At 69.5% G+C, this 25090-nt stretch carries 26 protein-coding genes and 3 tRNA genes; 15 read left to right on the top strand and 14 right to left on the bottom strand.

Going from position 1 to position 25090, the window contains the following annotated elements:
• Window positions 1–54: 54 nt before the first annotated feature.
• The gene (locus AC1MEY_RS13360) at window positions 55–1389 is read left to right on the top strand and encodes a M20/M25/M40 family metallo-hydrolase (RefSeq protein ID WP_480231076.1); all 1335 of its coding nucleotides are present in this window, start codon (window positions 55–57) and stop codon (window positions 1387–1389) included.
• Here AC1MEY_RS13360 and bcp read toward each other — a convergent pair.
• Window positions 1386–1859, bottom strand: a complete 474-nt coding sequence (bcp, locus tag AC1MEY_RS13355; protein ID WP_480231075.1) for a thioredoxin-dependent thiol peroxidase — start codon at window positions 1857–1859, stop codon at window positions 1386–1388. The two genes, AC1MEY_RS13360 and bcp, sit on opposite strands and share 4 nt — an antisense overlap.
• A gap of 113 nt (window positions 1860–1972) precedes the next feature.
• On the opposite strand from bcp, the gene AC1MEY_RS13350 reads away from it, so the two are divergent.
• Entirely contained in the window at window positions 1973–2200 is a 228-nt protein-coding gene (locus tag AC1MEY_RS13350; RefSeq protein WP_480231074.1) for a DUF3618 domain-containing protein, read from the top strand.
• A 681-nt stretch (window positions 2201–2881) separates the two neighbouring features.
• Here AC1MEY_RS13350 and AC1MEY_RS13345 read toward each other — a convergent pair.
• The 4 genes from AC1MEY_RS13345 to AC1MEY_RS13330 all read right to left on the bottom strand — a co-directional run bounded on the left by AC1MEY_RS13345 (window position 2882) and on the right by AC1MEY_RS13330 (window position 6143).
• The gene (locus AC1MEY_RS13345) at window positions 2882–3373 is read right to left on the bottom strand and encodes an Hsp20/alpha crystallin family protein (protein ID WP_480231073.1); all 492 of its coding nucleotides are present in this window, start codon (window positions 3371–3373) and stop codon (window positions 2882–2884) included.
• 14 nt (window positions 3374–3387) lie between these two features.
• Entirely contained in the window at window positions 3388–4314 is a 927-nt protein-coding gene (locus AC1MEY_RS13340; RefSeq protein ID WP_480231072.1) for an ABC transporter substrate-binding protein, read from the bottom strand.
• Window positions 4311–5882 (bottom strand): BCCT family transporter, encoded by a 1572-nt coding sequence (locus AC1MEY_RS13335; protein ID WP_480231071.1) that lies wholly within the window; start codon window positions 5880–5882, stop codon window positions 4311–4313. Before AC1MEY_RS13335 ends, AC1MEY_RS13340 begins: the two co-directional genes overlap by 4 nt.
• Before the next feature lie 185 nt (window positions 5883–6067).
• Window positions 6068–6143 (bottom strand) — tRNA-Lys (locus AC1MEY_RS13330).
• Between the two features lie 163 nt (window positions 6144–6306).
• Between AC1MEY_RS13330 and AC1MEY_RS13325 the strand changes: the two genes are divergently transcribed.
• Window positions 6307–7530, top strand: a complete 1224-nt coding sequence (locus AC1MEY_RS13325; RefSeq protein ID WP_480231070.1) for a L,D-transpeptidase — start codon at window positions 6307–6309, stop codon at window positions 7528–7530.
• A gap of 54 nt (window positions 7531–7584) precedes the next feature.
• Here AC1MEY_RS13325 and AC1MEY_RS13320 read toward each other — a convergent pair whose 3' ends face one another.
• The 3 genes from AC1MEY_RS13320 to orn form a co-directional block, all read right to left on the bottom strand.
• Window positions 7585–7911, bottom strand: coding sequence for a hypothetical protein (locus AC1MEY_RS13320; protein ID WP_480231069.1), 327 nt, complete (start codon window positions 7909–7911; stop codon window positions 7585–7587).
• 93 nt (window positions 7912–8004) lie between these two features.
• Window positions 8005–8080, bottom strand: a tRNA-His gene (locus tag AC1MEY_RS13315).
• A gap of 44 nt (window positions 8081–8124) precedes the next feature.
• Window positions 8125–8772, bottom strand: coding sequence for an oligoribonuclease (orn, locus tag AC1MEY_RS13310; RefSeq protein ID WP_480231068.1), 648 nt, complete (start codon window positions 8770–8772; stop codon window positions 8125–8127).
• A 102-nt stretch (window positions 8773–8874) separates the two neighbouring features.
• On the opposite strand from orn, the gene AC1MEY_RS13305 reads away from it, so the two are divergent.
• Entirely contained in the window at window positions 8875–10482 is a 1608-nt protein-coding gene (locus tag AC1MEY_RS13305; RefSeq protein ID WP_480231067.1) for a helicase HerA-like domain-containing protein, read from the top strand.
• 93 nt (window positions 10483–10575) lie between these two features.
• On the opposite strand, the gene cmrA is transcribed toward AC1MEY_RS13305, so the two are convergent.
• The gene (gene cmrA, locus AC1MEY_RS13300; protein WP_480231066.1) at window positions 10576–11382 is read right to left on the bottom strand and encodes a mycolate reductase; all 807 of its coding nucleotides are present in this window, start codon (window positions 11380–11382) and stop codon (window positions 10576–10578) included.
• 45 nt (window positions 11383–11427) lie between these two features.
• Here cmrA and AC1MEY_RS13295 point away from each other — a divergent pair, with 45 nt between their 5' ends.
• The gene (locus tag AC1MEY_RS13295; protein ID WP_480231065.1) at window positions 11428–12765 is read left to right on the top strand and encodes an MFS transporter; all 1338 of its coding nucleotides are present in this window, start codon (window positions 11428–11430) and stop codon (window positions 12763–12765) included.
• Here AC1MEY_RS13295 and AC1MEY_RS13290 read toward each other — a convergent pair.
• Entirely contained in the window at window positions 12730–13497 is a 768-nt protein-coding gene (locus AC1MEY_RS13290; protein ID WP_480231064.1) for an MmpS family transport accessory protein, read from the bottom strand. The genes AC1MEY_RS13295 and AC1MEY_RS13290 overlap by 36 nt on opposite strands.
• Before the next feature lie 157 nt (window positions 13498–13654).
• Here AC1MEY_RS13290 and AC1MEY_RS13285 point away from each other — a divergent pair, with 157 nt between their 5' ends.
• Together AC1MEY_RS13285 and AC1MEY_RS13280 are read left to right on the top strand one after the other, a co-directional pair.
• Window positions 13655–13864, top strand: coding sequence for a hypothetical protein (locus tag AC1MEY_RS13285; protein WP_163802096.1), 210 nt, complete (start codon window positions 13655–13657; stop codon window positions 13862–13864).
• Window positions 13865–13912: 48 nt separating this feature from the next.
• Window positions 13913–14068 carry a DUF6131 family protein gene (locus AC1MEY_RS13280; protein WP_480231063.1) on the top strand — a complete coding sequence of 52 codons (156 nt, stop codon included), beginning with the start codon at window positions 13913–13915 and terminating at the stop codon, window positions 14066–14068.
• Here AC1MEY_RS13280 and AC1MEY_RS13275 read toward each other — a convergent pair.
• Complete coding sequence (locus AC1MEY_RS13275; RefSeq protein ID WP_480231062.1) at window positions 14065–14682, bottom strand: SACE_7040 family transcriptional regulator; 618 nt, start codon at window positions 14680–14682, stop codon at window positions 14065–14067. The genes AC1MEY_RS13280 and AC1MEY_RS13275 overlap by 4 nt on opposite strands.
• Window positions 14683–14776: 94 nt before the next feature.
• On the opposite strand from AC1MEY_RS13275, the gene AC1MEY_RS13270 reads away from it, so the two are divergent.
• Genes AC1MEY_RS13270 through AC1MEY_RS13250 form a run of 5 tightly spaced genes read left to right on the top strand, consistent with a single transcriptional unit; the run spans window position 14777 to window position 20795 of the window.
• The gene (locus AC1MEY_RS13270) at window positions 14777–16327 is read left to right on the top strand and encodes a carboxyl transferase domain-containing protein (protein ID WP_480231061.1); all 1551 of its coding nucleotides are present in this window, start codon (window positions 14777–14779) and stop codon (window positions 16325–16327) included.
• A 4-nt stretch (window positions 16328–16331) separates the two neighbouring features.
• The gene (locus AC1MEY_RS13265) at window positions 16332–18323 is read left to right on the top strand and encodes an acetyl/propionyl/methylcrotonyl-CoA carboxylase subunit alpha (protein ID WP_480231060.1); all 1992 of its coding nucleotides are present in this window, start codon (window positions 16332–16334) and stop codon (window positions 18321–18323) included.
• Window positions 18320–19480 carry an acyl-CoA dehydrogenase family protein gene (locus AC1MEY_RS13260; RefSeq protein WP_480231059.1) on the top strand — a complete coding sequence of 387 codons (1161 nt, stop codon included), beginning with the start codon at window positions 18320–18322 and terminating at the stop codon, window positions 19478–19480. Before AC1MEY_RS13265 ends, AC1MEY_RS13260 begins: the two co-directional genes overlap by 4 nt.
• A gap of 20 nt (window positions 19481–19500) precedes the next feature.
• Complete coding sequence (locus tag AC1MEY_RS13255) at window positions 19501–19989, top strand: MaoC family dehydratase (RefSeq protein WP_480231058.1); 489 nt, start codon at window positions 19501–19503, stop codon at window positions 19987–19989.
• Window positions 19989–20795: an HpcH/HpaI aldolase/citrate lyase family protein gene (locus tag AC1MEY_RS13250; protein WP_480231057.1), complete on the top strand. Its 807-nt coding sequence runs from the start codon at window positions 19989–19991 to the stop codon at window positions 20793–20795. Before AC1MEY_RS13255 ends, AC1MEY_RS13250 begins: the two co-directional genes overlap by 1 nt.
• A 3-nt stretch (window positions 20796–20798) precedes the next feature.
• Here the strand turns inward: AC1MEY_RS13250 and AC1MEY_RS13245 are convergent, their stop codons facing one another.
• Window positions 20799–21551 (bottom strand): enoyl-CoA hydratase, encoded by a 753-nt coding sequence (locus AC1MEY_RS13245; protein WP_480231056.1) that lies wholly within the window; start codon window positions 21549–21551, stop codon window positions 20799–20801.
• A gap of 51 nt (window positions 21552–21602) precedes the next feature.
• Here AC1MEY_RS13245 and AC1MEY_RS13240 point away from each other — a divergent pair, with 51 nt between their 5' ends.
• Complete coding sequence (locus AC1MEY_RS13240; protein WP_480231055.1) at window positions 21603–22304, top strand: SDR family oxidoreductase; 702 nt, start codon at window positions 21603–21605, stop codon at window positions 22302–22304.
• Window positions 22305–22313: 9 nt separating this feature from the next.
• Here the strand turns inward: AC1MEY_RS13240 and AC1MEY_RS13235 are convergent, their stop codons facing one another.
• Window positions 22314–23066, bottom strand: coding sequence for an acyl-[acyl-carrier-protein] thioesterase (locus tag AC1MEY_RS13235; protein ID WP_480231054.1), 753 nt, complete (start codon window positions 23064–23066; stop codon window positions 22314–22316).
• A 116-nt stretch (window positions 23067–23182) separates the two neighbouring features.
• On the opposite strand from AC1MEY_RS13235, the gene AC1MEY_RS13230 reads away from it, so the two are divergent.
• Both AC1MEY_RS13230 and AC1MEY_RS13225 read left to right on the top strand, forming a co-directional pair.
• The gene (locus tag AC1MEY_RS13230; protein WP_480231053.1) at window positions 23183–24160 is read left to right on the top strand and encodes an isopenicillin N synthase family dioxygenase; all 978 of its coding nucleotides are present in this window, start codon (window positions 23183–23185) and stop codon (window positions 24158–24160) included.
• Window positions 24161–24279: 119 nt separating this feature from the next.
• A complete protein-coding gene (locus tag AC1MEY_RS13225) occupies window positions 24280–24915 on the top strand; it encodes a GPR1/FUN34/YaaH family transporter (protein ID WP_480231052.1) in 636 nt (211 codons plus the stop codon).
• Between the two features lie 92 nt (window positions 24916–25007).
• Here the strand turns inward: AC1MEY_RS13225 and AC1MEY_RS13220 are convergent.
• A tRNA-Arg gene (locus tag AC1MEY_RS13220) sits at window positions 25008–25081 on the bottom strand.
• Window positions 25082–25090 lie beyond the last annotated feature (9 nt).

The following is a 25090-nucleotide window of genomic DNA, read 5'->3' as shown; positions in this document are numbered from 1 at the left end:
TCGCGCACGCTCGCGGGATGCTCGCGCCATCGCAGGACGCACTAGCCTGGCCGTATGACCGATGTCGTAGCCCGCGTCCGCGAAGTCCTGCCGTCCGTGCGTGCCGACCTGGAGGACCTGGTCCGCATCGAGTCCGTCTGGGCCGATCCGGCCAGGCGTGACGAGGTCCACCGCAGCGCCGACGCCGTGTCGAAGCTGTTGTCCGACGCGGGCTTCGGCGACGTCCGCATCGTGAGCGAGGGCGGCGCGCCCGCCGTCATCGCCCACCACCCGGCCCCGCCCGGCGCACCGACCGTGCTGCTCTACGCCCACCACGACGTGCAGCCCGAGGGCGACCGCGGGCAGTGGGCGTCGCCGCCGTTCGATCCCACCGAACGCGACGGCAGGCTGTACGGGCGGGGGACCGCCGACGACAAGGCAGGCATCGCAACGCATCTCGCGGCGTTCCGGGCACACGGCGGCAACCCGCCGGTGGGCGTGACGGTCTTCGTGGAGGGCGAGGAGGAATCCGGATCGCCATCGCTGTCCGCCCTGCTGGCCAAGCACCGCGAGGAGCTGGCCGCGGACGTGATCGTCATCGCCGACTCCGACAACTGGAGCACCGAGATCCCGTCGCTGACCGTGACGCTGCGTGGGATGGCCGACTGCGTCGTGGAGGTCGCGACGCTCGACCACGGCCTGCACTCCGGCATGTGGGGCGGGGTGGTGCCCGATGCGCTCAGCGCGCTGGTGCGGCTGCTCGCGAGCCTGCACGACGACGACGGCAACGTCGCGGTCGAGGGGCTGCACGAGGCCGTCGCGGCGGAGGTGGACTTCCCGCCCGAACGCGTCCGCGCCGATGCCGGCCTGCTCGACGGCGTCACCGAGATCGGCTCCGGCTCCGTGGTGCAACGGTTGTGGGCCAAGCCCGCCATCACCGTCATCGGGATCGACACCACACCCATCGCTTCGGCGTCGAACACGCTGACGCCGCGGGCGAGGGCCAAGGTGAGCATGCGCATCGCTCCCGGTGGAGACGCCCGCGCCCACCTCGAGGCGCTGACCCACCACCTCGAGCAGCACGCTCCGTGGGGTGCCCGGGTGACCGTGACGCCCGGCGACGTCGGACAGCCGTACGCGATAGACGGCAGCGGTCCCGTCTACGACGCCGCGCGTGCGGCGTTCCGGCAGGCGTGGGGCGCCGACGCCGTCGACGCCGGGGTGGGCGGCTCGATCCCGTTCATCGCGGAGTTCGCCGCCGCGTTCCCCGACGCGAAGATCCTCGTCACCGGGGTGGAGGATCCGAACACGCAGGCGCACAGCATCAACGAGAGCCTCGACCTCGGCGTACTGGAGCGCGCGGCGACGTCCGAGGCCCTGCTGCTGGAGGCGCTGGGGTCGATCCGCTAGACGGAGAGGTCGCGGCGCAGCTTCGCGACGTGACCGGTGGCCTTGACGTTGTACTGGGCGACCTCGATCTTGCCCTGCTCGTCGACGACGAACGTCGACCTGATGACGCCCTGAACGGTCTTGCCGTACATGGACTTCTCGCCGAACGCGCCCCACGCCTCGAGCACGCCACGGTCCGGATCCGACAGCAGCGGGAACGTGAGGCCTTCGGCATCACGGAACTTCGCGAGCTTGGCGGGCTTGTCGGGGGAGATGCCGACGACGTCGAGGCCCGCGCCCTCCAGTTCGGCGAGGCTGTCCCGGAAGTCGCAGGCCTGCTTGGTGCAGCCGGGCGTGGACGCCGCGGGGTAGAAGTACACGATGACCTTGCGGCCGGCGAAGTCGGCGAGGCTGACGGTGTTGCCGTCGGCGTCGGGCAGGCTGAACGCGGGGGCGTCGTCGCCCACCGAGAGACGCGGCGTCGGAGCCATGCGGTGTCCCTTCTGATCGGCCGCAGGGCCCGAACGGGTGGTCGCTCGGGGCGGCGGGGTAGTGCCTGAACTAGGGTAGTGCGACAAGGCGCGAGGCGAGTTGGAGGGCTGACGTGGCGGATAGAGATCCGGACACCATCAAGCAGGAGATCGACCAGGCGCGCGATCAGTTGGCGGTGACGGTCGACAAGCTCGCCGTGCGCGCCAACCCGCGCCGCATCGCCGACGACGCCAAGGCCGGCGTCGTGGAGTTCGTCAAGAAGCCCGCCGTCGCGGCGTCGCTGGCCGGAGTGGGGGCCGTCGTGTTCCTGCTGTTCGTCAGAAGAGTGCGCAACCGCTGACAGCGGTTGTCCGCCGCGCGATCAGCGTCGGCGCCCGAACCTGAACCAGTCGCGGATCGAGAATCGCGGCGGATTCGCCGTGCGTCCGAGACGGCTGCACGAGTGCACGGCCAGGGGCCGATCCTCGGCGACGCCGTCGTCCGGGAGGTCCGCGCGCCCCAGGGTGGCGGCGCGTCCACTCGATGTTGTCATCTAGCTAATACCTCCCCTTCCCATAGGGCCTGTGCAGGCACGTTGTGCGTGATCTTGCCAGCTAACTTCGACCATACCAGGCATAGCCCGCTTCCACCTGCGCCAAACACCGCGAACGGCCTGATCATCGGGTTTCGTCGCGCGGCGGGACGTCTCGGATGGGTTCGACAAAGTGACACCCGTGGTGATTCCAGCACATTTGGGATTGGCTGGCAGCAAACCTCGGTTCAAATTGACCGCCGCGTCAGCGGCTATTTCCGCGCAGTCAGCGAACCAGCGTTGACACCGCCGAAGGGGGTGTGACCGGCATGGACCCCGCCGGTACCGACGCACGCGGTGATTCCGGCGCGAAACCTGGGTCCGCGCCCGAGGTCCCGCCGGGGGCACCCGTCAGCGCAGCCGCGATCCGTCCCGCGGAATGCCGGTGCACCATCACGCGCCACCGCTCACGTCCTCGATGTGAGGAACCTCATGTCCTGCAGCGGTGCGCTACTCCTCGGAACGCACGGTGGGCGCCGCAGGCTCCTGCTCCCGTGCGACGACCGCGATCCGGTGCGCCTCGCTCTGCCGGAAACCCAGGGCCCCCTGGACGGTGATCTCGAGCAGGCCTCGGTCCAGCACCGACGAGACCTGATCCGCCCGGACTTCCTTCGGCAGCGTGATCAGCCTGCGGAACTCGCCGTAAAAGCGCTCGTGCACCAGGAATTCGACGTCGTCGGGCAGTTCCCTGCCGCGGTTGCCGGAGATGGTGAGCACGCCCCGGCTGAAGCTGAGCGCGACGTTTTCGGGATCCACGCCGGCGACCTCGACCCGGATCACCAGGTCGTCGCCCCTGGCGAAGATGTCGGTCACCGGCACCCAGGCGGAGGCATGTGTGCGTTCGGCCTCCGGTGCGCCGTGGATGCCGATGCCGCGCATGCGGGCGAGTTCGGTGAAGTAGTCGGTGACGCCCTCGAAGACGTTGGGTCGCGAACCGGACATGGTCTCTCCTGGGGTCAGTTGCGCAGGGTTGTGGCGAGGTCGACGCTGCGCAGGAAGTCGCGGGCCACCTCGACATCCTCGCGCCCGGCGGTCACCTTGGCGTTCAGGTCGACGATCACGTCGGTGGTGAGCGTCGCGTTGACGGCGTCGACCACCCTCAGCAGATCGTCGGCGTTCACTCGCGCGAGCTTGTCCTTGGACACCACCATCGCGACGTTCTGCGAGCCGAACAGCAGCTGGGGATTCCGCAGCAGGACGTACTTGCCGCTCTCGAGTTGCGGATCGGTGGTGAAGGCATTGACGGCGTCGACCCGACCCTCGTCGAGGGCGGCGTACTGCTCGCCGAGCGGGATCGGGCGGAACTGGTCACCAGTCAGCCCGTAGACCTTCCTGAGGCCCGCGAGGCCCAGGGAGAGGTTCTCGAACTCGGGGCGGGCGCCCAGGGTGAAGGTGCCGCGGCTGCGCAGGTCACCGATCTGGGCGAGCCGGTTGGCGGCGGCGTACTCCCGGGTGACGGCGATCGCGTCGGTGTTCTCGAACGGCGTCATCGCGCTGGTGAACATGCCCTGCGAGTCGTAGTACTGCTCGACGCGGTCGTAGGTCTCCTGCGGGTCGAGCCCGGAGACGTCCTGACCGGCGACCACCGAGAGGACGGTGCCGGTGTAGGCGACGTATCCGTCGATCGAACCGGCGTGCAGCGCCTCGTCGAGCGCTCCGGCCGGGCCGACGCCCTTGCGCAGGTCGACCGCGTACCCGTTGACGGCGAGCGCCTGCTTCCACAGTTCGCCGAGGATCCTCGCCTCCGGAAACGCGGGGGTGCCCAGGGTGATGCGCAGCGCGGCACCCTGGGGCTGCTGCGACGCGTCCTTCTCGCCGTTGGAGCCGCACGCCGTCAGGACCAGCATCAGCAGTGCGGCCAGTGCCGCAGTGAGTCGTCTCACGGTGCACGCTCCTCGGCGACGGGTGCCAGCGCATCACCGGATCTGGCCACGACGTCGACCTCGAGGATCTCGGAGCCGTCCTCTTCCCGCAGCGCCTTGAACCACGCCCACGTCACCGCGACGAGGACGAAGGTGAACGGGACCGCGCCGAGGATCGCCGCCTGCTGCAGTGCGACGAGACCGCCGACGAGCAGCATCGCGCAGGCGATTCCGCCCATCAGGATGCCGAAGATCACCGTGACGACCTTCGACGGCGCGATCGACCCCTTGCTCGCCATCGTCGACATGACCACCGCGGCCGCGTCGGCGCCGCTGATGAAGAACAGCGCGATCAGAAGGACGCAGATGAAGGACATGACACCCGCCAGCGGCAGCGCGTCGAGTGCGGTGAACAGCACCAGTTCTGGCGTCGACAGCGATCCGACGATGTCGGCGGCGCCGGTGCGCTGCAGTTCGATGCCGGTGCCGCCGACGATCGCGAACCACACGAAGCCGAACCCGGTGGGCGCCACGGCAACTCCGACGATGAACTCGCGGATGGTGCGCCCGCGGGAGATACGGGCCACGAACATCCCGACGAACGGGCCCCACGAGATCCACCACGCCCAGTAGAAGATCGTCCAGCTGGCCATCCACGGTTCGTCGCCCACGCCGGTCTGCACCGACATCGGGAAGACCTGCATGACGTAGTTGCCGATCGACTCGATGCCGTTCGACACGACCAGAACGGTGCTGCCGCCGAGGAACAGGAAGAACAGGAACACCCCGATCGTGGCGACCGAGCCGAGGTTGGCCAGGAACGTGATCCCCTTCTCGACCCCGGACGTCGCGGAGAGGATGAACATCGCGGTGACGGCGACGATGATCACCACCGCCACCACGTTCGACTTGGGGACGCCGAACAGGTAGTCCAGTCCGCTGTTGAGCTGAAGTCCGTTCAGGCCCAGCGCCGTTGCCGTGCCGAACAGCGTGGCGACGATCGCGAGCCCGTCGACCAGGCGGCCCAGCGGGCGCGACGGTGCGTCGCGCCCCAGGAATGGCGACAGGGTGGAGCTGACCAGGATGGGCATGTTCCGCCGGTAGGCGAAGTAGGCCATCGCCCCGCCCATCACGGCGTACATGGCCCACCCGTTGAAGCCCCAGTGGAAGTAGGTGTAGCGCAGCGCGACGAGCGCCGCCTCCTCGGTCTCGGGCGTGGCGAGGCCGTGCGGGGGAGCCGTCCAGTGCGTAACCGGTTCTGCCACACCGAAGAACAGCAGGCCGGCGCCGAGTCCCGCCGCGAACATCATCGACACCCAGGAGAACGTGCCGAAGTCCGGCCGGGAGTCGTCCGGCCCCAGCCGGATGCGGCCCCACTTGCTCACCGCGAGCACGACGCAGACGACCAGGACGCCGGTGGCGAGGAGGATGAAGGCCCAGCTGAAGTTGCCGATGATCCAGTTGAGCGTGGTCGTCATCACCGAACCGAGGCTCTCCGGGGCGAGCAGACCCCAGCCGACGAAGAACACGATCGCCACTGCCGAGCCCCAGAGCACGGCGGGGTCGACGCCCCTGAGGTACCGGTTCACACGGCCTCCACTTCCCTCTCGGGCAGCGGTACGGACTCCGCGGGTGCCCCCGTCCAGCTACCTTGAGGTCCGATTACGGAACGTGTCAACGGATTGCGTCACGCAATTCTTCGTTTCGCGACGGCCGGGGCCGGGGGACGTTGCCCCGAAAAACGCAAAGACCCCGCCGTGGCGGGGTCTTCGTGTGGTGCGCCGTCAGGGTTTCGAACCCCGGACCCGCTGATTAAGAGTCAGCTGCTCTACCAACTGAGCTAACGGCGCGCGTGGAAGACGATAACAGGCGGCACGGCGCAGATGAAATCGCTCGCCCGGCCGGGTGGGGGCAGATGTAACGATCGCGCCCTTGTCAGCGGTTTCCCTTAGACTAATGCCAACAACTGGCGGCTGGTCGGTCGTTCAATTCGGTTTGTGAGGTGGGGTAAGCATGTGGCGAGTCCGTTCGGTGACCCGTCCGCGTCGGGGACCGACTGCATGGGCGGCATTGCTGCTGGTGCCGGCGGTGATCCTCGGGTTGAGTGCATGCACCAGCTCACCGTCGGAAGAGGCACAGCCCCAGACCATCACCGACAAGGGCACCCCGTTCGGTGACCTGCTGGTGCCGAAGCTCAGCGCCTCGGTGACCGACGGCGCCGTCGGCGTCGCGGTCGACAGCCCGGTGACGGTCAGCGCAGAGGACGGTGTGCTCGGTGCGGTCTCGATGACCGACGCGAACGGCGACACCGTGGTGGGCAAGCTGAGCAAGGACGGTCTGCAGTGGACCACCACCGACCCGCTCGACTACAACGCGCGCTACACCCTCAGTGCCCAGTCCCTCGGCCTGGGCGGCGTGACCAACCGGTCGATGAGCTTCCAGACCCACTCGCCCGAGAACCTGACGATGCCGTACCTGCTGCCGAACGACGGCGAGGTCGTCGGCGTCGGGCAGCCCATCGCGGTCCGGTTCGACGAGAACATCCCCAACCGCGCCGCCGCGGAGAAGGCCATCAGCGTCGTCACCACCCCCGAGGTGGAGGGCGCGTTCTACTGGCTGAGCAACCGCGAGGTGCGCTGGCGCCCGGCGCAGTACTGGAAGCCCGGCACCACGGTCGACGTCGCGGTGAACACCTACGGCGTCGACCTCGGCGACGGTCTGTTCGGCCAGGAGAACGTCGTGTCGCGCTTCACCATCGGTGACGAGGTCATCGCGGTCGCCGACGACACCACCAAGACCTTGACCGTCCGTCGCAACGGCGAGGTGATCAAGACGATGCCGATCTCGATGGGCAAGAACAGCTCACCGACCAACAACGGCACCTACATCATCGGCGACCGGCTGAGCCACATGGTGATGGATTCGTCCACCTACGGCGTCCCGACGAACTCGGCCAATGGCTACCGCACCGAGGTCGACTGGGCCACCCAGATGTCCTACAGCGGCATCTACGTCCACGGTGCGCCGTGGTCGGTCGGCAGCCAGGGCTACAGCAACGTCAGCCACGGCTGCCTCAACGTGAGCACGTCCAACGCGAAGTGGTTCTACGAGAACACCAAGCGCGGTGACATCGTCGACGTCCTCAACACGGTCGGGTCCACCCTGCCCGGCGTCGACGGCCTGGGTGACTGGAACATCCCGTGGGAGCAGTGGAAGGCCGGCAACGCCACCGTCTGACCCCGTCCGACAAGGGGCCTGCCGCACTCCGGTGCGGTAGGCCCCTTCTCGTCTCTACCGCGGAGTGAGCACGAGGCGCACGACGCCCTCACGGCAGACGAGTTCTGCCCACGGATGCTCGGCCAGCTGCCGGTCGACGGCGTCGCACACCGCGAGGACGTGGTCGTGGTTGAGGTACGCGGCGTCGAGGTCGGTGATGGCCTGCTCGATGCCGCAGCCGAGCGTGACCGCCCCGTCGGGCGAATCGGCGTCGAGGTAGTCGCCGACGGCCTGGCGCCGGGGGACGCCCCTGGCCCGCGGAAACCACTCGACGCGACAGCGGACGTCGTGGAACCCGGGAACGCGGGGGCGAGGATCGATGTAGGGACGCGTGTCGTACATGGTGAAGGAGTGTCCGCCCGGGGTCCGACACCCGGCGCCGTCACATGGGCCGGAAAGCAAGAAGTGGGAGGGCCCGAAGGCCCTCCCACTTGCTGGGGTGGCTGACGGGACTCGAACCCGCGACAGCCAGGATCACAACCTGGTGCTCTACCAACTGAACTACAGCCACCATGCACCGCCGACTCGTAAACGAGCACTGCGGCGTCGTAGATACTAGCCGCTCGTGGGCTCGCTGGCCGAATCGTTCGAGGCGTGGCCGTCGGCGGGCGGGCCGAGGGTGGCCGCGACGGCGGCGATGTCGCTGGTCGCGGGACCGGGCTGCGGGACGAAGGCCGTCTGACGGTAGTACCGCAGCTCGCGGATCGACTCGTGGATGTCGGCGAGCGCGCGGTGGGCCAGGCCCTTCTCCGGCTGGCCGAAGTAGATGCGCGGATACCAGCGCCGGCACAGCTCCTTGATGGAGCTGACGTCGATCATCCGGTAGTGCAGGTAGCCGTCGAGGTCGGGCATGTCGCGGGCGATGAAGCCGCGGTCGGTCCCGATCGAGTTGCCGCACAGCGGTGCGGTGTTGGCCTGTTTCACGTGCTCGCGGACGTAGTCGAGGACCATCTTCTCGGCGGTCTTGAGGTCGACCGTGGACGTCCGCACCTCCTCGGTGAGACCCGACTTGCGGTGCATCGTCGCCACCACCTCGACCATGCCGTCCAGGGCGGCGTCGTCGGCGTGGATCACCACGTCGACACCGTCACCGAGAACGTTCAGCTCTGAATCCGTGACCAGCGCCGCGATCTCGATGAGTCGGTCGGACCCCAGATCCAAGCCGGTCATCTCACAGTCGATCCATACCAGTTCGTCGCGCACAACGATCCACAGTATTCCCACCCGCCGACGGTGTCGCCGCAAGCATGCCGTTCGCGGTCGGCGCGACGACGGCGGTGCAGGTCGGAGAGGTAGGTTCGGCCCATGACAGCAGAGCCGACGGCCACCCCCGCCCAGCAGATCGCCGCCGGGTACGCGTCCGAGGGGCCTGCACTGGAGTTGGGCAGCGTCGTCGTCGACGGCGTGGTGGACCCCTCGGCCAAAGTGCGCATCCCGCTCGCGATGGTCAACCGCCACGGTCTGGTGGCGGGTGCGACGGGCACCGGCAAGACCAAGTCGCTGCAGGTGCTCGCCGAGCAACTGTCGGCCGCGGGCGTGCCGGTGCTGATGGCCGACGTCAAGGGCGACCTGTCGGGGCTGTCACGGCCGGGGGAGGCCGGCGATCGCACCGCCCAGCGCGCCGCCGACACCGGCGACGAGTGGGTGGCCACCGGCTACCCCGTCGAGTTCCTCTCACTGGGCACCGACGGGATCGGTGTCCCGGTTCGCGCGACGATCACCAGCTTCGGTCCGATACTGCTGTCGAAGGTGTTGGACCTCAACGCCACTCAGGAGTCGACGCTCGGGCTGATCTTCCACTGGGCCGACCAGAAGGGACTGTCGCTGCTGGATCTCAAGGACCTGCGCGCGGTGATCCAGTACCTCATCAGCGACGAGGGCAAGCCCGAACTCAAGAACCTCGGCGCCGTGTCCACGACGACGGCGGGCGTCATCCTGCGGGCGCTGGTCAACCTCGAGGCCGAGGGTGCCGACACGTTCTTCGGCGAACCGGAACTCGAGCCCAAGGACCTGATCCGCCTCGACGCGCAGGGCCGCGGCGTGATCACGCTCCTGGAGCTGGGCAGCCAGGCAGCCCGGCCGGTGATGTTCTCGACGTTTCTGATGTGGGTGCTCGCCGACCTGTTCACGACGCTGCCCGAGGTGGGCGACGTCGAGAAGCCCAACCTGGTGTTCTTCTTCGACGAGGCGCACCTGCTGTTCACCGACGCCTCGAAGGCGTTCCTCGAGCAGGTCGAGCAGACGGTGAAGCTGATCCGCTCCAAGGGCGTCGGCGTCTTCTTCTGCACCCAGCTGCCCACCGACGTCCCCAACGGCGTGCTGTCGCAGCTGGGCGCCCGCATCCAGCACGCGCTGCGCGCGTTCACCCCCGACGACCAGAAGGCGCTGAACAAGACCGTCCGCACCTATCCGAAGACGAGCGTCTACGACCTCGAGGAGGCGCTGACCGCCCTCGGCATCGGTGAGGCTGTCGTGACGGTGCTCTCGGAGCGCGGCGCCCCGACGCCGGTGGCGTGGACGCGGATGCGCGCGCCACGCTCGCTGATGGACACCATTGGCCCCGAGGCCATCAGCGCCGCGGCGAAGGCGTCACCGCTGCAGGCGGAGTACGGGCAGACCATCGACCGTGAGTCCGCCTACGAGCGGCTCAACGCCCGCGTCGCCGAGCCGGAGCCCGCGCCTCCGGCCCAGGAGTCCTACCCGGACCTGCCGCCGCCGGTCGACGTGCCCGCCCCGTCCGACGGCGCCAGGGCGTCGGGCACCGGCCGCGCCAAGAACGCCGTCGAGCCCGGCATGTTCGACAAGATGATGGCCAGCCCGGCGTTCAAGAGCGCGATGCGCTCGGCGGGCACGGTGATCGGCCGGGAGATCACCCGCAGCATCTTCGGCACCGGGCGTCGCCGTCGCCGCTGACCCTTCGGCACACGGTGCGCCGATCCTGCTGGGAGATCGCGATTCGGCGCTCGAGCGCGATCTGACAGCAGTCTCGGCGAGAGGGCGGAGCCGCTACTCGCCGCCGAGCTTCTTGTACACCGCACCCACGATCGGGGTGACGATCGACCGGGGCGCGTAACCGCTCGCCACCGACATCGCCTTCGACGTGACACCGGGGACGACGCGCATCTTGTTGCGCTCCAGCCCATCCAGCGAGAGCTTCGCGGTGTGCTCGGTCGAGATCCACAGGAAGTCCGGGATCAGCTTCTCGACGAGCGACTGGTCGTCGGGGTCGGGCAGTTCGGTGCGGACCGGTCCCGGCGCCAGCACGGTGACGTGGACGCCGAGCGGCTTCACCTCGCCGCGCAGCGACTCGCTGAACGTGTTGGCGAAGGCCTTGGTCGCCGCGTAGGTCGCGTTGTTCGGGATGGGCGAGTTGCCCGCCGCGGACCCCGACGTGAGGATGCCGCCGGCGCGGCGCTCCACCATCCCGGGGAGGACCGCCAGCACCAGGTCGTGCACGCCGAGCACGTTCAACTGCACCTGGTCCTTCTCGCCCTGGACGTCGAGGCCGGCGATGGGACCGAAGGTGGCGGTGCCGGCGTTCGCGCACAGGATCGACACGTTGCGGGTGGCGAGTTCCTCGCAGAGGACGCCGCGGGCCGCCGGGTCGGCGAGGTCGACGGCGCGCACCTCGACCGTCACGCCGTAGCGCTCGGTGAGCCTCGCCGCGAGCGCGGTGAGCACGTCCTCGCGGCGCGCGGTGATGATCAGGTGGTGCCCGCGGGCGGCGAGTTCGGTGGCGAGCGCCTCGCCGATGTTCTGCGATGCACCGGTCACGACAGCACGGGCGTCGGGGTGGGGAGCGGGTACTGGCATGGCGCCAATCGTAGGGACCGGCCCGCGGGCAATAGAGTCGAGGTCATGAGCAGCCCCGACCCGGGTGCGCCTCTTCCCGGTCGGTCGCGCGTAGTGGCGTGGGCGCTCTGGGACTGTGGCGCCACCGGCATGAACGCCATCGTCGTCACGTTCGTCTTCTCCGTGTACCTCACCGGTCAGGTGGGCGAGGGGCTGACGGGACCGACCACCCCGGCCGAGTGGCTGGGCCGGGCGCTGACGTTCTCGGGTCTCGTCGTCGCGGTGCTCGCACCCGCCACGGGTGTCTGGGTGGACGCGGCGCACCGGCGACGGCTGGTCCTCACCGCGCTGACGGGTGCCGCCGTCCTGCTCACGGCGTCGATGAGCCTGATCCGCGACGACCCGTCGTACCTGTGGCCGGGTCTGGCGCTGCTGTCGATCACCGCCGCATGCAGCGACCTCGCCACGGTGCCCTACAACGCGATGCTCCGTGAGCTGTCGACCCCGGCGACGTCGGGACGGATCTCTGGTTTCGGCGCCGCCGCAGGCTATTTCGGCAGCGTCGGCCTGCTGCTTGCCGTCTACCTGGGGCTGATTGCCGGCGACGGCGACACCCGCGGCTTCCTCGGCATCACCGCCGCGGACGGCTGGCCGGTGCGCGCGACGATGCTGCTGGCGGCCGCCTGGTTCCTCTTGTTCGCGCTCCCGCTGCTGCTCTCGCGCCGCACCGAGACACCCGTCGACACGGGCCCGCGCGTCAGCTTCGCGGGTGCCTACCGGCGGCTGTGGGCCGAACTGGTCGAGCAGTGGCGACTGGACCACAACATCGTCTACTACCTGGTGGCGAGCGCGATCTTCCGCGACGGCCTGACGGGTGTGTTCACGTTCGGGGCGGTGCTGGGCGTGACCGTCTACGGCCTGTCCCAGGCCGACGTGCTGCTGTTCGGCGTGTGCGCGTGCGTGGTCGCCGCGGTCGGCGCCGTGCTCGGCGGACTGCTCGACGACAGGGTGGGATCCAAGCCGGTCATCGTCGGGTCGCTGACGTTCATGATCATCGTCGCGTGCGTGCTGATCGGCCTCGACGGCACGACGGCGTTCTGGGTCTGCGGCCTGCTGCTGTGCCTCTTCATCGGACCGACCCAGTCGTCGGCCCGCACCCAGATGCTCCGCCTGACCGCCGAGGGCAAGGAAGGCGTCGCGTTCGGGCTCTACACGACGACGGGCCGGGCGGCGGCGCCGCTGGCACCGTGGATGTTCGCCACGTTCATCGCTGTCTTCGGCACCGACCGCGCCGGCATGGGCGGACTCGTCGCCGTGCTGGCGGTCGGCCTTGCGGCCATGCTGCTGGTGCGGATGCCCCGATCGGCGCTAGACCGGGCTGCAGATGGTCAGGCCAGAGCCTGAGCGCTGCTGAATCTGCGTGCCGTCCACCGAGATCGAGCAGCTGAGTTCGCGCCCGACGTTGATGATGCTGACGCTGGCCGACTGTGCGGCCGGCGCTGCCAGCTGCACTTCCTTGCTCCACGGCAGGATGACGTTGAACTCGGTCTGGAACACGCCGCCGCTGTCGATGTAGGTGATGTTGATGGCGCGGCCGTCGCCCGCGACGTCGTACACGACGGTCTCGGTCTGACCCGGCGTGACGGGTTCGCCGGGCGCGGTGCTGGTTCCGGGAGCGGGGATCGGCAGCGGGGTCCGGCTGGTCGACGGTGTCCGCGACGTCGTCGGCGGCGACGTGGTGAACGAAGGCTCCGGCGCGGAGCCGGGCGGTGCGACGACCGTCTCCTGCTGTGAGCTGTTGACGATCACGAGGGCGATCACCAGGCCGATGACGATGACCACCGACAGGCCTGCCAGCGCCCACAGCCAGAGTCCACGACCGGGGCCCTCGGGCTCGGGAGGCTCCGGCGGGACACCGCCGGGGGGCGGCGGGTACTGCGCACCGAACTGCTCGGTGGGCGGCGGCTGATAGGCATACGGCGAATTCGGCGGCAGCTGCTGGGTGGGCCGCGGCGGTGGCTGGTACGGCGGGCCGTAGGGGGCCTGGTTCGCATACGCGGGGTCGGTGTACCCGCTTTGGGTACGGGGCAGCCGCTGCGTCGGTTCGGACCCGTCGCGGCGCGGTGTTTCCGTCATGCCCACCTCATGAGTCGAAGGGTACCCGCGCCGTCTGGAGCCGCGTCGGGGCCGCTGAACCGGGGCGGAAAGCGGCCGGTCCTGCGTTTAGCCATATTTTCGGCTGGGTAAAACAAGATCACGCGTCACCGAGGCGCCATACGAATGGAGGACCATCATGCGAGGTGGCGGAATTCTCGGCGTCATCGTTCTCGTCTGGCTGCTGATCGGTGTGGTTGCGGCCTACCAGCGGGACTACTTCCAGACGGCCGAAAATAGCTGCGGGACAGCGGGGACCATCGCTCTGACGGTCGTTGCGGGTCCGCTCAACTACGCGGGCGTCAACCCGAAGGTCACCGACTGCAAGCTGCCCGAGCCGAGCCAGTAGCCGGTCGGCTCCGATACGTCCGGTCCATTCATCGAAGGGAAGTTGGCCATGGTTGCTCTCGGAGTGATCCTGCTCGTCCTCGGACTGATCTTCTCAGTACCGATCCTCACCTACATCGGCGTGGTCGCCCTCGTCATCGGCGCCGTGTTCTGGCTGCTGGGTGCCGCCGGGCACGCGGTCGGTGGCCGGAAGGTCTGGTACTAGCCGCCCGTCTGCGACGTCAACGCCGCCACGGTCATCGCGCGCAACACCGCGCGTGACGACCGTGGCGGCGTCGTCGTTCCCACGCTGTACGGGGTGGAGTTGAGCAGGCCGAAGCAGGCATGCGCCATGAGCCGGGCCTCGTTCTCGTCGAGGCGATCGTGGAGTCGACGCAGGACGTCGACCCAGATCTCGACGTATTGCCGCTGCGCCTTGCGGACCTGACGCCTGGCCGGCGCGGGGAGGTGTCCGAGGTCGCGGTCCTGGATCCGGATGAGGTCGGACTCGCCGAGCGCGAAGTCCAGGTGGAAGTCGATGAGTCCGTCGAGTGCCTCGGTGGGTCCCTGCGCACCGGTGACGACGTCGGTGGCGCCCTCCAGCAGGCGGGTGCTGATCCCGACGAGGATCTCCACGAGTAGCGCCTCCTTGTTGGGGAAGTGCCGGTAGATGGCCGGGCCGCTCACGCCGACGGCTGCGCCGATGTCCTCGAGGCGCACGGCGAGGTAGCCGCGCTCGGCCACCAGTCGTTCTGCGGCGGAGATCAATTGCGAGCGACGGTCGGACTTCGCCCTGCTGCGACGCGTCTCGGCCGACGCGGACGTGGCGGTGTCGGCCATCGGCGTGCCTCCCAGGGCATGGACAGTTCGGTTAATCGTGACTAACATACCACCAGTTAGTCATCATTAACTCAACTGAAGCGGGTGCAGTCAGGTGCCAACGACGGTGTCGCATCGCGAGCAGCATCTGGTGCTCGTCGACGAACTACGCGCCAAGCTCTCCGCAGCCGCCCTCGGCGGGTCGGAGCGCTCCCGCGAGCGCCACGTCGGCCGGGGCAAGCTGCTGCCGCGTGATCGGGTGGACGGGTTGCTCGACCCCGGTTCGCCGTTCCTCGAACTGGCGCCGCTGGCCGCCGACGGCATGTACGACGACGAGTGCCCCGGCGCCGGGTTGATCGCGGGCATCGGCCGCGTCTCCGGCCGGGAGTGCATGATCGTCGCGAACGACGCGACCGTCAAAGGCGGTACCTACTACCCGATCACGGTCAAGAAGCATCTGCGCGCCCAGGAAGTGGCCGGCCAGAACCGGTTGCCGTGCATCTACCTCGTCGATTCCGGCGGCGCCTTCCTGCCGCGCCAGGACGAGGTGTTCCCCGACCGGGAGCACTTCGGCCGGATCTTCTTCAACCAGGCCAACCTCAGCGCGCAGGGCATCCCGCAGATCGCCGCGGTGCTGGGATCGTGCACCGCGGGTGGCGCCTACGTGCCCGCCATGAGCGACGAGGCCGTGATCGTCCGCAACCAGGGCACGATCTTCCTGGGCGGCCCGCCGCTGGTGAAGGCCGCCACCGGTGAGGTCGTCACGGCGGAGGACCTCGGCGGCGGGGATCTGCACTCGAAAGTCTCCGGCGTCACCGACCACCTCGCGCAGGACGATCGCGACGCCCTGCGGATCGTGCGCCGCATCGTGGCGACGCTGGGCCCCAAGACCCCGACGCCGTGGGACGTGATTCCGACCGTCGACGCGACCGCCGATCAGGCCGAGCTGTACGACGTGGTGCCCACCGACTCACGCGTGCCCTACGACGTCCACGAGGTCATCACCCGCATCACCGACGGCGGCGACTTCACCGAGTTCAAGGCCGAGTACGGCACGTCGCTCGTCACCGGGTTCGCCCGCATCCACGGCCACCCCGTCGGCATCGTCGCCAACAACGGCGTGCTGTTCGGCGAATCGGCCGTCAAGGGCGCGCACTTCATCGAACTGTGCGACAAGCGCTCCACGCCACTGCTCTTCCTGCAGAACATCGCCGGGTTCATGGTCGGCCGCGACTACGAGGCCGGGGGCATCGCCAAGCACGGCGCCAAGATGGTGACGGCCGTCGCGTGTGCGCGGGTGCCCAAGCTGACCGTCGTCATCGGCGGCTCGTACGGCGCGGGCAACTACTCGATGTGCGGGCGCGCCTATTCGCCGCGCTTCCTGTGGATGTGGCCCAATGCGCGCATCTCGGTGATGGGCGGCGAGCAGGCCGCCTCGGTGCTCGCGACCGTGCGCGGCGACATGAGTGCGGACGAGGAAGAGGCGTTCAAGGCCCCGATCCGCGAGCAGTACGAGCACCAGGGCAACCCGTACTACTCGACCGCGCGGCTGTGGGACGACGGCGTGATCGATCCGGCCGACACCAGAACCGTAGTGGGACTGGCACTCTCGGTGGTCGCTCAGGCGCCACTGGAGCCGGTCTCCTACGGCGTCTTCAGGATGTGACGCGATGACCTCCCAGATGTTCAGCACCGTTCTCGTCGCCAACCGCGGCGAGATCGCCGTCCGCGTGATCCGCACGTTGCGTGCCATGGGGATCCGTTCGGTCGCCGTCTACAGCGACGCGGACACCCACGCCCGGCACGTCGCCGAGGCCGACGTCGCGGTTCGACTCGGCCCAGCACCCGCCCGGCAGAGCTACCTCGACATCGACGCGGTGGTGCGGGCCGCCCAGCGCACCGGCGCCCAGGCCGTTCACCCGGGCTACGGATTCCTCTCCGAGAACGCCGAATTCGCGGCGGCACTCGGCGCGGCGGGCATCGCGTTCATCGGTCCGCCGGTCGGCGCGATCAGGACCATGGGCGACAAGATCGCGGCCAAGGCGGCGGTGTCGGAGTTCGGCGTCCCGGTGGTGCCCGGCATCTCGCGGCCTGGCCTCACCGACGACGACCTGATCGGCGGGGCCGCCGACGTCGGGTTCCCCGTGCTGGTCAAACCGTCCGCGGGCGGCGGCGGCAAGGGCATGCGGGTGGTGCACGACGCCGCCGACCTGCCCGCCGCGCTGGCGTCCGCACGCCGGGAGGCGGCATCGGCCTTCGGCGACGACACGCTCTTCCTGGAGCGGTTCGTGCTGAACCCCAGGCACATCGAGGTGCAGGTGGTCGCCGACGGGCACGGCAACGTCATCCACTTCGGGGAGCGGGAGTGCAGCCTGCAGCGGCGCCACCAGAAGGTGATCGAGGAGGCGCCGTCGCCGCTGCTCGACGCGGCGACCCGCGCCCGCATCGGTGCGGCCGCGTGCGACACCGCCCGCAGCGTCGACTACACGGGGGCGGGCACCGTCGAGTTCATCGTCTCCGCCGACCGGCCCGACGAGTTCTTCTTCATGGAGATGAACACGCGACTGCAGGTCGAGCATCCGGTCACCGAACTCGTCACGGGCGTCGACCTCGTCGAACTGCAGGTGCGCATCGCCGGGGGCGGCACGCTCCCGCTCGGTCAGGACGACGTGACGCTCACCGGACACGCCATCGAGGCCCGGGTGTACGCCGAGGATCCGGCCCGCGACTTCCTGCCGACCGGCGGCACGGTGCTCGACGTGGTCGAATCATCCACCGCCCGGGTGGATTCGGGGATCCGGGCCGGCACGGTGGTGGGCAGCGACTACGACCCGATGCTGGCCAAGGTGATCGCCCACGCCGCCGACCGTCCCGCGGCGCTCGCCGCACTGGACGCGGCACTCGCCGGCACCGCGGTGCTGGGCGTGACCACCAACGTGGACTTCCTGCGCTTCCTGCTCGCCGATCCCGACGTGGTGGCGGGCCGGCTCGACACGGGTCTGCTCGACCGGCGCACGCCGGACTACGTCGGCGTCGCGGCCACCGACGACGAACTGGTCGCCACCGCGGCCTACCACTGGCTCGCACGGTGGCCCGCGGAACCGGGCGACCTCTGGGCCGTCCCGTCGGGCTGGCGCACCGGCGCCCACGCGCCCACCACCATCCGTCTGCGGGCGGGCGAGCGCACCGAGCACGTACACGTCGGCGGCACGCGGGACGGTGCCACGGCCCGCATCGAGGACGGCGAGACCCGTTCGCTGCTGGCATCTCTCGACGGCCGCGTGCTCGCCGTCACCCTCGACGGTCTGCGCACGGAGTACGTGGTGGCCGCCGCGGACGGCGTGGTGTGGCTGGCCGGTGGCGGCCGCAGCATCGCCGTCGAGGAGGTACGCGAGGCGCCGGTGCGCGCGGACGCCGCACACGCCGGCGATGCCGAACTGGTCAGCCCGATGCCCGGTTCGGTGGTCGCGGTCGGCGTGGCGGACGGCGCCCAGGTCGCCGCGGGTGACGTCGTGGTCACCGTCGAGGCCATGAAGATGGAACACGCGCTGTCGGCACCCGTCGACGGCGTCGTCGAACTACTCGTCGCCGTCGGCGACCAGGTCAAGGTGGGCCAGCCGATGGCCCGAATCATCGCAACCCTCGAGGAGCCCCAGCCATGAGTGACTTCCTGTCCACCGGAACGCTTCCGGACCACTACCAGCAGCTGGCCAAGACCGTCCGGGACTTCGCCCAGAGCGTCGTCGCGCCGGTGTCGGCGAAGCACGACCGCGAACACTCGTTCCCCTACGAGGTCGTCGCGGGCATGGCCGACATGGGTCTGTTCGGGCTGCCGTTCCCCGAGGAGTACGGCGGCATGGGTGGCGACTACTTCGCGCTGTGCCTGGCGCTGGAGGAACTCGGCAAGGTCGACCAGAGCGTCGCCATCACGCTGGAAGCCGGAGTGTCGCTCGGCGCGATGCCGGTGTACCGCTTCGGCAACGACGCGCAGAAGCAGGAGTGGCTGCCGCTGCTGGCGTCGGGGAAGGCGCTCGGTGCGTTCGGTCTGACCGAGGCCGGTGGCGGCACCGATGCGGGCGCCACCAAGACCACCGCGAAGCGCGACGACGGACACTGGGTCATCAACGGCTCCAAGCAGTTCATCACCAACTCGGGCACCGACATCACCAAGCTCGTCACGGTCACGGCCGTCACCGGCGAGGTCGACGGCCGCAAGCAGATCTCGTCGATCCTGGTGCCGGTGCCCACCGCGGGATTCACCGCCGAGCCCGCCTACGACAAGGTCGGCTGGAACGCGTCGGACACCCACCCGTTGAGCTTCGACGACGTCCGCGTCCCGCAGGAGAACCTGCTCGGCGACGAGGGCCGCGGATACGCGAACTTCCTGCGCATCCTCGACGAGGGGCGCATCGCGATCGCCGCGCTGTCGGTCGGCGTCGCGCAGGGCTGCGTCGACGAGTGCGTGAAGTATGCCAAGGAGCGCGAGGCGTTCGGCGCGGCCATCGGCACCAACCAGGCGATCGCGTTCAAGATCGCCCGGATGGAGACCCGCGCGCACGTCGCCCGTGCGACCTACTACGACGCGGCCGCACTCATGTTGTCCGGCAAGCCCTTCAAGAAGGCGGCGGCCGTGGCCAAGCTCGTCGCCAGTGAGGCGGCGATGGACAACGCGCGCGACGCCACCCAGGTGTTCGGCGGCTACGGCTTCATGAACGAGTACCCGGTGGCGCGGCACTACCGCGACAGCAAGATCCTCGAGATCGGTGAGGGCACCACCGAGGTTCAGCTGATGCTGATCGCACGCGAGGCGGGCCTGTGAGCGCAGCGAACGATGGGCCTGTGACGGAGAAGCGGGTAGTCACCCAGCGCGGACTCTGGTTCGAGGAGTTCGAGACCGGCGTGCTCTACCAGCACCGGCCCGGGCGCACCATCACCGAGGCCGACAACGTCCTGTTCACCACGCTCACCATGAACACCCAGGCACTGCATCTCGACGCCGCGTTCGCAGATGCGTTGCCCCCGTTCAATCAACGGCTGGTCAACTCGATGTTCACCCTGTCCACGCTGGTCGGGCTGTCGGTCGCGCAGCTGACGCAGGGCACGATCGTCGGCAACCTCGGCTTCGGCGAGGTCGCCTTCCCCAAGCCGCTGTTCCACGGTGACACGCTGTATGCCGAGACCGAGGTGCTCGACACCCGGGAGTCGAAGAGCCGGCCGGGGGAGGGCATCGTCACGTTCTCCCACGTCGGTCGCAACCAGCACGGTGACGTGGTGGCGACGGCATCGCGTAAGACGATGGTGCGCAAGCGCCCCGCAGAGGAGTCCTGATGGCACTCGGCACCAACGGGCCCGGGTGGCTGTTCTGCCCCGCCGACCGCCCGGAGCGCTTCGAGAAGGCCGCTGCCGCAGCGGACGTCGTGATCCTGGACCTCGAGGACGGCGTGGCCGCCAAGGACCGGGACTCGGCACGCCGGGCCCTGCTCGAGACGCGCCTCGATCCGGCCAGAACCGTGGTGCGGGTCAATCCGGTCACCACGCCCGACCATGCACTCGACATGACGACCCTGGCCCAGACCGACTACACGACGGTGATGCTGGCCAAGACCGAGACCGCCGAGCAGGTCCGGTCATTGGCACCCTTCGACGTCATCGTGCTCGTCGAGACCCCGCTGGGTGCATTGGCCGTCACCGAGGCCGCGCGCGTCGACAACGCGTACGCCGTGATGTGGGGTGCCGAGGATCTGTTCGCCGCCACCGGCGGAACCGCTAATCGCTGGCCGGACGGCAGCTATCGCGACGTCGCGCAACACGTCCGGTCGCAGAGCCTGCTCGCCGCCAAGGCGTACGGCCGGCTGGCGCTGGACTCGGTGTACCTCGACATCAAGAACCTCGACGGGCTGCGCGCCGAGAGCGACGACGCCGTGGCCGTCGGATTCGACGCCAAGGTGGCCATCCATCCCACCCAGGTGGCGGTCATCCGCTCGGCGTACACGCCCACCGACGACCAGGTCGGCTGGGCCCGGCGCGTGCTCGATGCGGCGGGCTCCCAGCGCGGCGTGTTCCAATTCGAGGGCCTTATGGTGGACGCTCCCGTGCTGCGGAAGGCGGAGCGCATCGTCGCGCTGGCGCCCTAGCGGTCACTTGCGCTTGGCGGCGGCCAATCTTTCTGCGAACTCCGGGGATTCGATGGAGACGGCCTGCGGGCCGATCTCGACGTCGACGGCGATCCGGTGCTGGTCGAGGTCGACGGTGCCCGGGTTGGCGGTGGCACGCATCGACGCCTTGGTCGACAGGACCACCTCGCGGGGCGCCGACGCGGGACCCGATGCCAGGGCCAGTGCCGCGGCGACGGGATCGTCGGCGACCTCGAGGGCCAGACCGTGCCGCACCGCGGCCTCGGCGTCGAACCGCGCGCCGAACAGCAGCGCCGCCCGTGCCGCCTGCGGGCCGATCGCCCGCTGCAGCATCCACGTCGCTCCGCCGCCGGGGTGGATGCCCAGCTTCTGGAACCGCGGATCGAAGGACGCGTGCGGGCCCGCGATGCGCACGTCCGTGGCGAGCGCCAGGTTGAGGCCGGCGCCCACGGCCGCGCCGTTGACCGCGGCGATGGTCGGCAGCGTGCACTGCGCGACGGCGAGGAAGCCGTCGTAGATCACGCGCAGCCCCTCTTCGGTCGCCGCGCCCAGCGCCGTCAGATCGGCACCCGCACAGAAGGCCTTGCCGGCGCCGGTCACCACGACCGCGTGCACGCCGTCGTCGGACTGGGCGGCCTCGACCGCCGCCCGCAGCGCCGCGGAACTCTCCGCCGTGATCGCGTTGCGTCGGTCGGGGTCGTTGATGGTGATGAGTGCGACGCGGTCGTCGACCTGCATCAGTACGAGATCGGACACCAGGTCAGCGTAGTGCCACGTATGGCGGGCCGGACGTAGCAGGATGGGCCCATGGATCTCTCTTCGTGCACGGCGCTCGTCACCGGCGCCAACCGTGGCCTGGGCAGGCAGTTCGCGTCGCAACTCCTGCAGCGCGGAGCGCGCGTGTACGCCGGGGCGCGCGATCCCGGCACCGTCGACCTGGACGGCGCGACGCCGGTGGCGATCGACCTGGACGATCCAGAGTCGATCACCGCGGCCGCCGAGACCGCGGGCGACGTGACGCTGCTGATCAACAACGCGGGCGTCTCGACGGGTGCCGGACTGCTGACCGGCGACCTGAACGACGTCCGCCGCGAGATGGACACCAACTACTTCGGCACCCTGGCCGTCGCGCGTGCCTTCGTCCCGGTGATCGAGCGCAACGGAGGCGGCGCGCTGCTGAACGTGCTGTCGGTGCTGTCCTGGCTGAGCATGCCCGCGGCGGGCGGGTACTGCGCCTCGAAGTCGGCGGCGTGGTCCATGACGAACGGGCTGCGCCAGGAGGTCGCCGACCGCGGGATCACCGTGACGGCACTGCACGTCGGCGCGATGGACACCGACATGATGAAGGGCGCCGACGTGCCGAAGTCGGATCCCGCGATGGTCGCCGCGCTGGCGCTCGACGGCATCGCCGACGGGGTCTCCGAGGTGTTGGCCGACGACGTCAGCCGGCACGTCCTGGCCGGGCTGTCGAAGGGCGTGCCCGGGGTGTACCCGCAGTTCGAGCGCTGAAGCCGTCGCTCACAGCCTGCGCAGCAGGATCGCCGCGCGGACGTCGTCGCCGACGGTGAGTGCGGCGTGCACGTCGTCCTCGCGCAGCGTGTACCGGATCGTGACGTCCTCGCCGTGGCGGATGGGCCTGCGGTACTCGACCACGGCCCGGAAGGGGGCGGTGCACACATCGGGTGCCAGTGCGATCAGCTCGTGCACCGCATGCCAGTAGGCGGTGTTGGTGACGTGTTCGAAGATGTCGATGTCGGTGCGACGCAACGCGAACGGCGTCTCCTCGGCGGTGGTCTCCGGGTTCTTCAGCCACGGCCGCCACTTGAGCCGGTGCTCCTGGGTGGTGCTCGCGAAGCGCTCGATCAGGGTGTCGGTCACCCGCTGCGGCGTCAGGGTGTCCTTGTTGATCGCGATCCAGAAGCCCTCGGTCTCGATGCGGCCGCCCTCGGCGCCGACCAGGTCCACGCGCATCGTGCACCACCGGGTGGACAGCGCCGAGCACCAGCGGCTCAGCGTCACCTCGGTGGGCCACTCGATCGGCTCGATGACGTCGATGACGGTGCGCTGGACGATCCAGTGCGGGTGGCTCTCGGCCTCGCCGGCGTCGATCAGGTTCTCGGCGCCCGCCTCCTGGATGTAGCGGGCCACGCCGTCGAGACGCAGGTGCAGGGTGCCGTCGATGTCGCCGGTGGTCACGGGCCAGGAGGTGCGGTAGACGTAGCCCTGCTCCGGGAGGGGACTGAGGCGTTGGTCCACGTCGTTGCTGGGCATCGCGTCATGTGTACCGCACGGCCGATCGGGCGTCGCGTGCGGTCGCCGCGGGAACGGGCGGGCGACTTCCCCGACTCACCTTGGCGGTACGACGGTTGCGGCGGAGGATCGATCCCATGTTGCCGGTTCTCGACCTGTCGTCGTCGGACGTCGACGCCTTTCGTGCCGACCTGCGCTCGGCCGCACACACCTCGGGGTTCTTCTACCTCGAGGGCCACGGGGTGTCGGAGGCTCAGATCGCCGAGGTGTCCGCGTTGGCCCGCGAGTTCTTCGCGCTGCCTCCCGAGGAGAAGGACGAGATCAGCCAGCTCCAGAGCCCGCAATTCCGCGGCTACTCGCGACTCGGCGGCGAGCTGACCAACGGCGAGGTCGACTGGCGGGAACAGATCGACATCGGTCCCGAACGGCCGATCATCCCCGGTGCCGATGGGTACTGGCGGCTGCAGGGGCCGAACCTCTGGCCGCGGCGACCGGAGGGGTTCCGGTCGGCGTTCGAGAAGTGGGACGAGTCGCTGTCGGCCGTCGGGCTGCGCCTGCTGCGCCACTGGGCGGTGTCCCTCGGCGCGCCGGAGGACCTGTTCGACGAGGCGTTCGCCGACCTGCCCGCCACGCTGATCAAGGTGGTGCGCTATCCGGGGAGCGCCGACAACCCGCAGGGCGTCGGCGCGCACAAGGACTCCGGCGTGCTGACGCTGCTGCTGCTCGAACCCGGGTCCACCGGTCTGCAGGTCGAGGCCGCGGCGGGGGAGTGGGTGGACGTGGCACCCCGGCCCGGATCGTTCATCGTCAACATCGGCGAGCTGCTCGAGGTGGCGACCGGCGGTTACCTGCGGGCCACCCGCCATCGGGTGCTCGCGCCGCGGCCGGGTGCCGACCGCATCTCGATCCCGTACTTCCTCAACCCGGCGCTCGACGCCACCATCCCCGTCATCACGCTGCCCGCCGACCTCGCCCGGAAGTCCCGCGGCGTGGAGGCCGACCCCGACAACCCGATCTTCACCACCTACGGCGAGAACGCCTGGAAGTCCCGTGCGCGAGCGCATCCCGACGTCGCCGCACGGCACCACGGCATCGTCCGGACGGCGCGCCGATGATTGCGGTCCCGCTGATCGCAAACCTGTAGAGCCCGCCCAAGCGACGTTACGTTTCGAGGCATGTTCGACGTCCGCTGTGCCGCAACGGATTCACGGCATCACCACCGAAGGGCCACCTCGTGACCGCAACGCTCGACTCCCCGTCCACCCGTCTCGACGGCCGTGTGCCGGACGCCGACCCGCCGCCGCGGCCGGGCAATCCCGGGCTGGTGGCGCTCCCGCTGATCGTCGCCGGCGGCTTCGGTCTGGGCCTGACCAACACCGGCCTCGTGAATGTCCCAGCCGCGGCGATCCCGATCCTGCTGTCGGCGACGTCGGTGGGCCTGATCATCGCCACCATCTGGGCGGCCGCGCTGGGGCAGAACGTCAACGCCACCGTCTACGGCACGTTCTTCGGCTTCTACGGCAGCTTCGCCGTGCTGTCGCTGGGCCTGACCCACGACTGGTTCGGCATCGCCGCCGCCGACGCGAGCGCCACCACCTCGCTGTGGCTGGGCAGCTGGCTGCTGACCATCGGGCTGTTGACGGTGCTGCTGCTGCGCCTGCCGTGGACCTACCCGGTGCTGCTCCTGGTGGTCGACGTCGCGCTGGTCCTGCTGCTCGTCGGCAGCCTGACCGGAAGTGCCCTGGCCACCCACGCCGGCGGCTGGGCCGTGTTCGTGTTCGTGGCGTTCGTCGTGTACTTTTACGCCGCGTCGCTGTGGGAGGAGACGGGCGGCCGCGCGCTGCCGCTGGGTCGGCCGCTGGTCGGCTAGGTACGCGGGGCCTCGAGCGAACGTCGACTTCTCGTTGCGATCGCCGCCTCGCAGCGACGGAAAGTCGACGTTCGCCGACCGTGAAGTACGAGCGCCCCCGGCAGGAATCGAACCTGCGACCTAGAGATTAGAAGGCTCTTGCTCTATCCAACTGAGCTACGGAGGCAATGCACGC

The organism is Mycobacterium sp. PTI7, assembly GCF_056679845.1.
The sequence above is the reverse complement of the archived record's forward strand: the minus strand, read 5'-3'. Positions and strand labels throughout refer to the sequence as shown.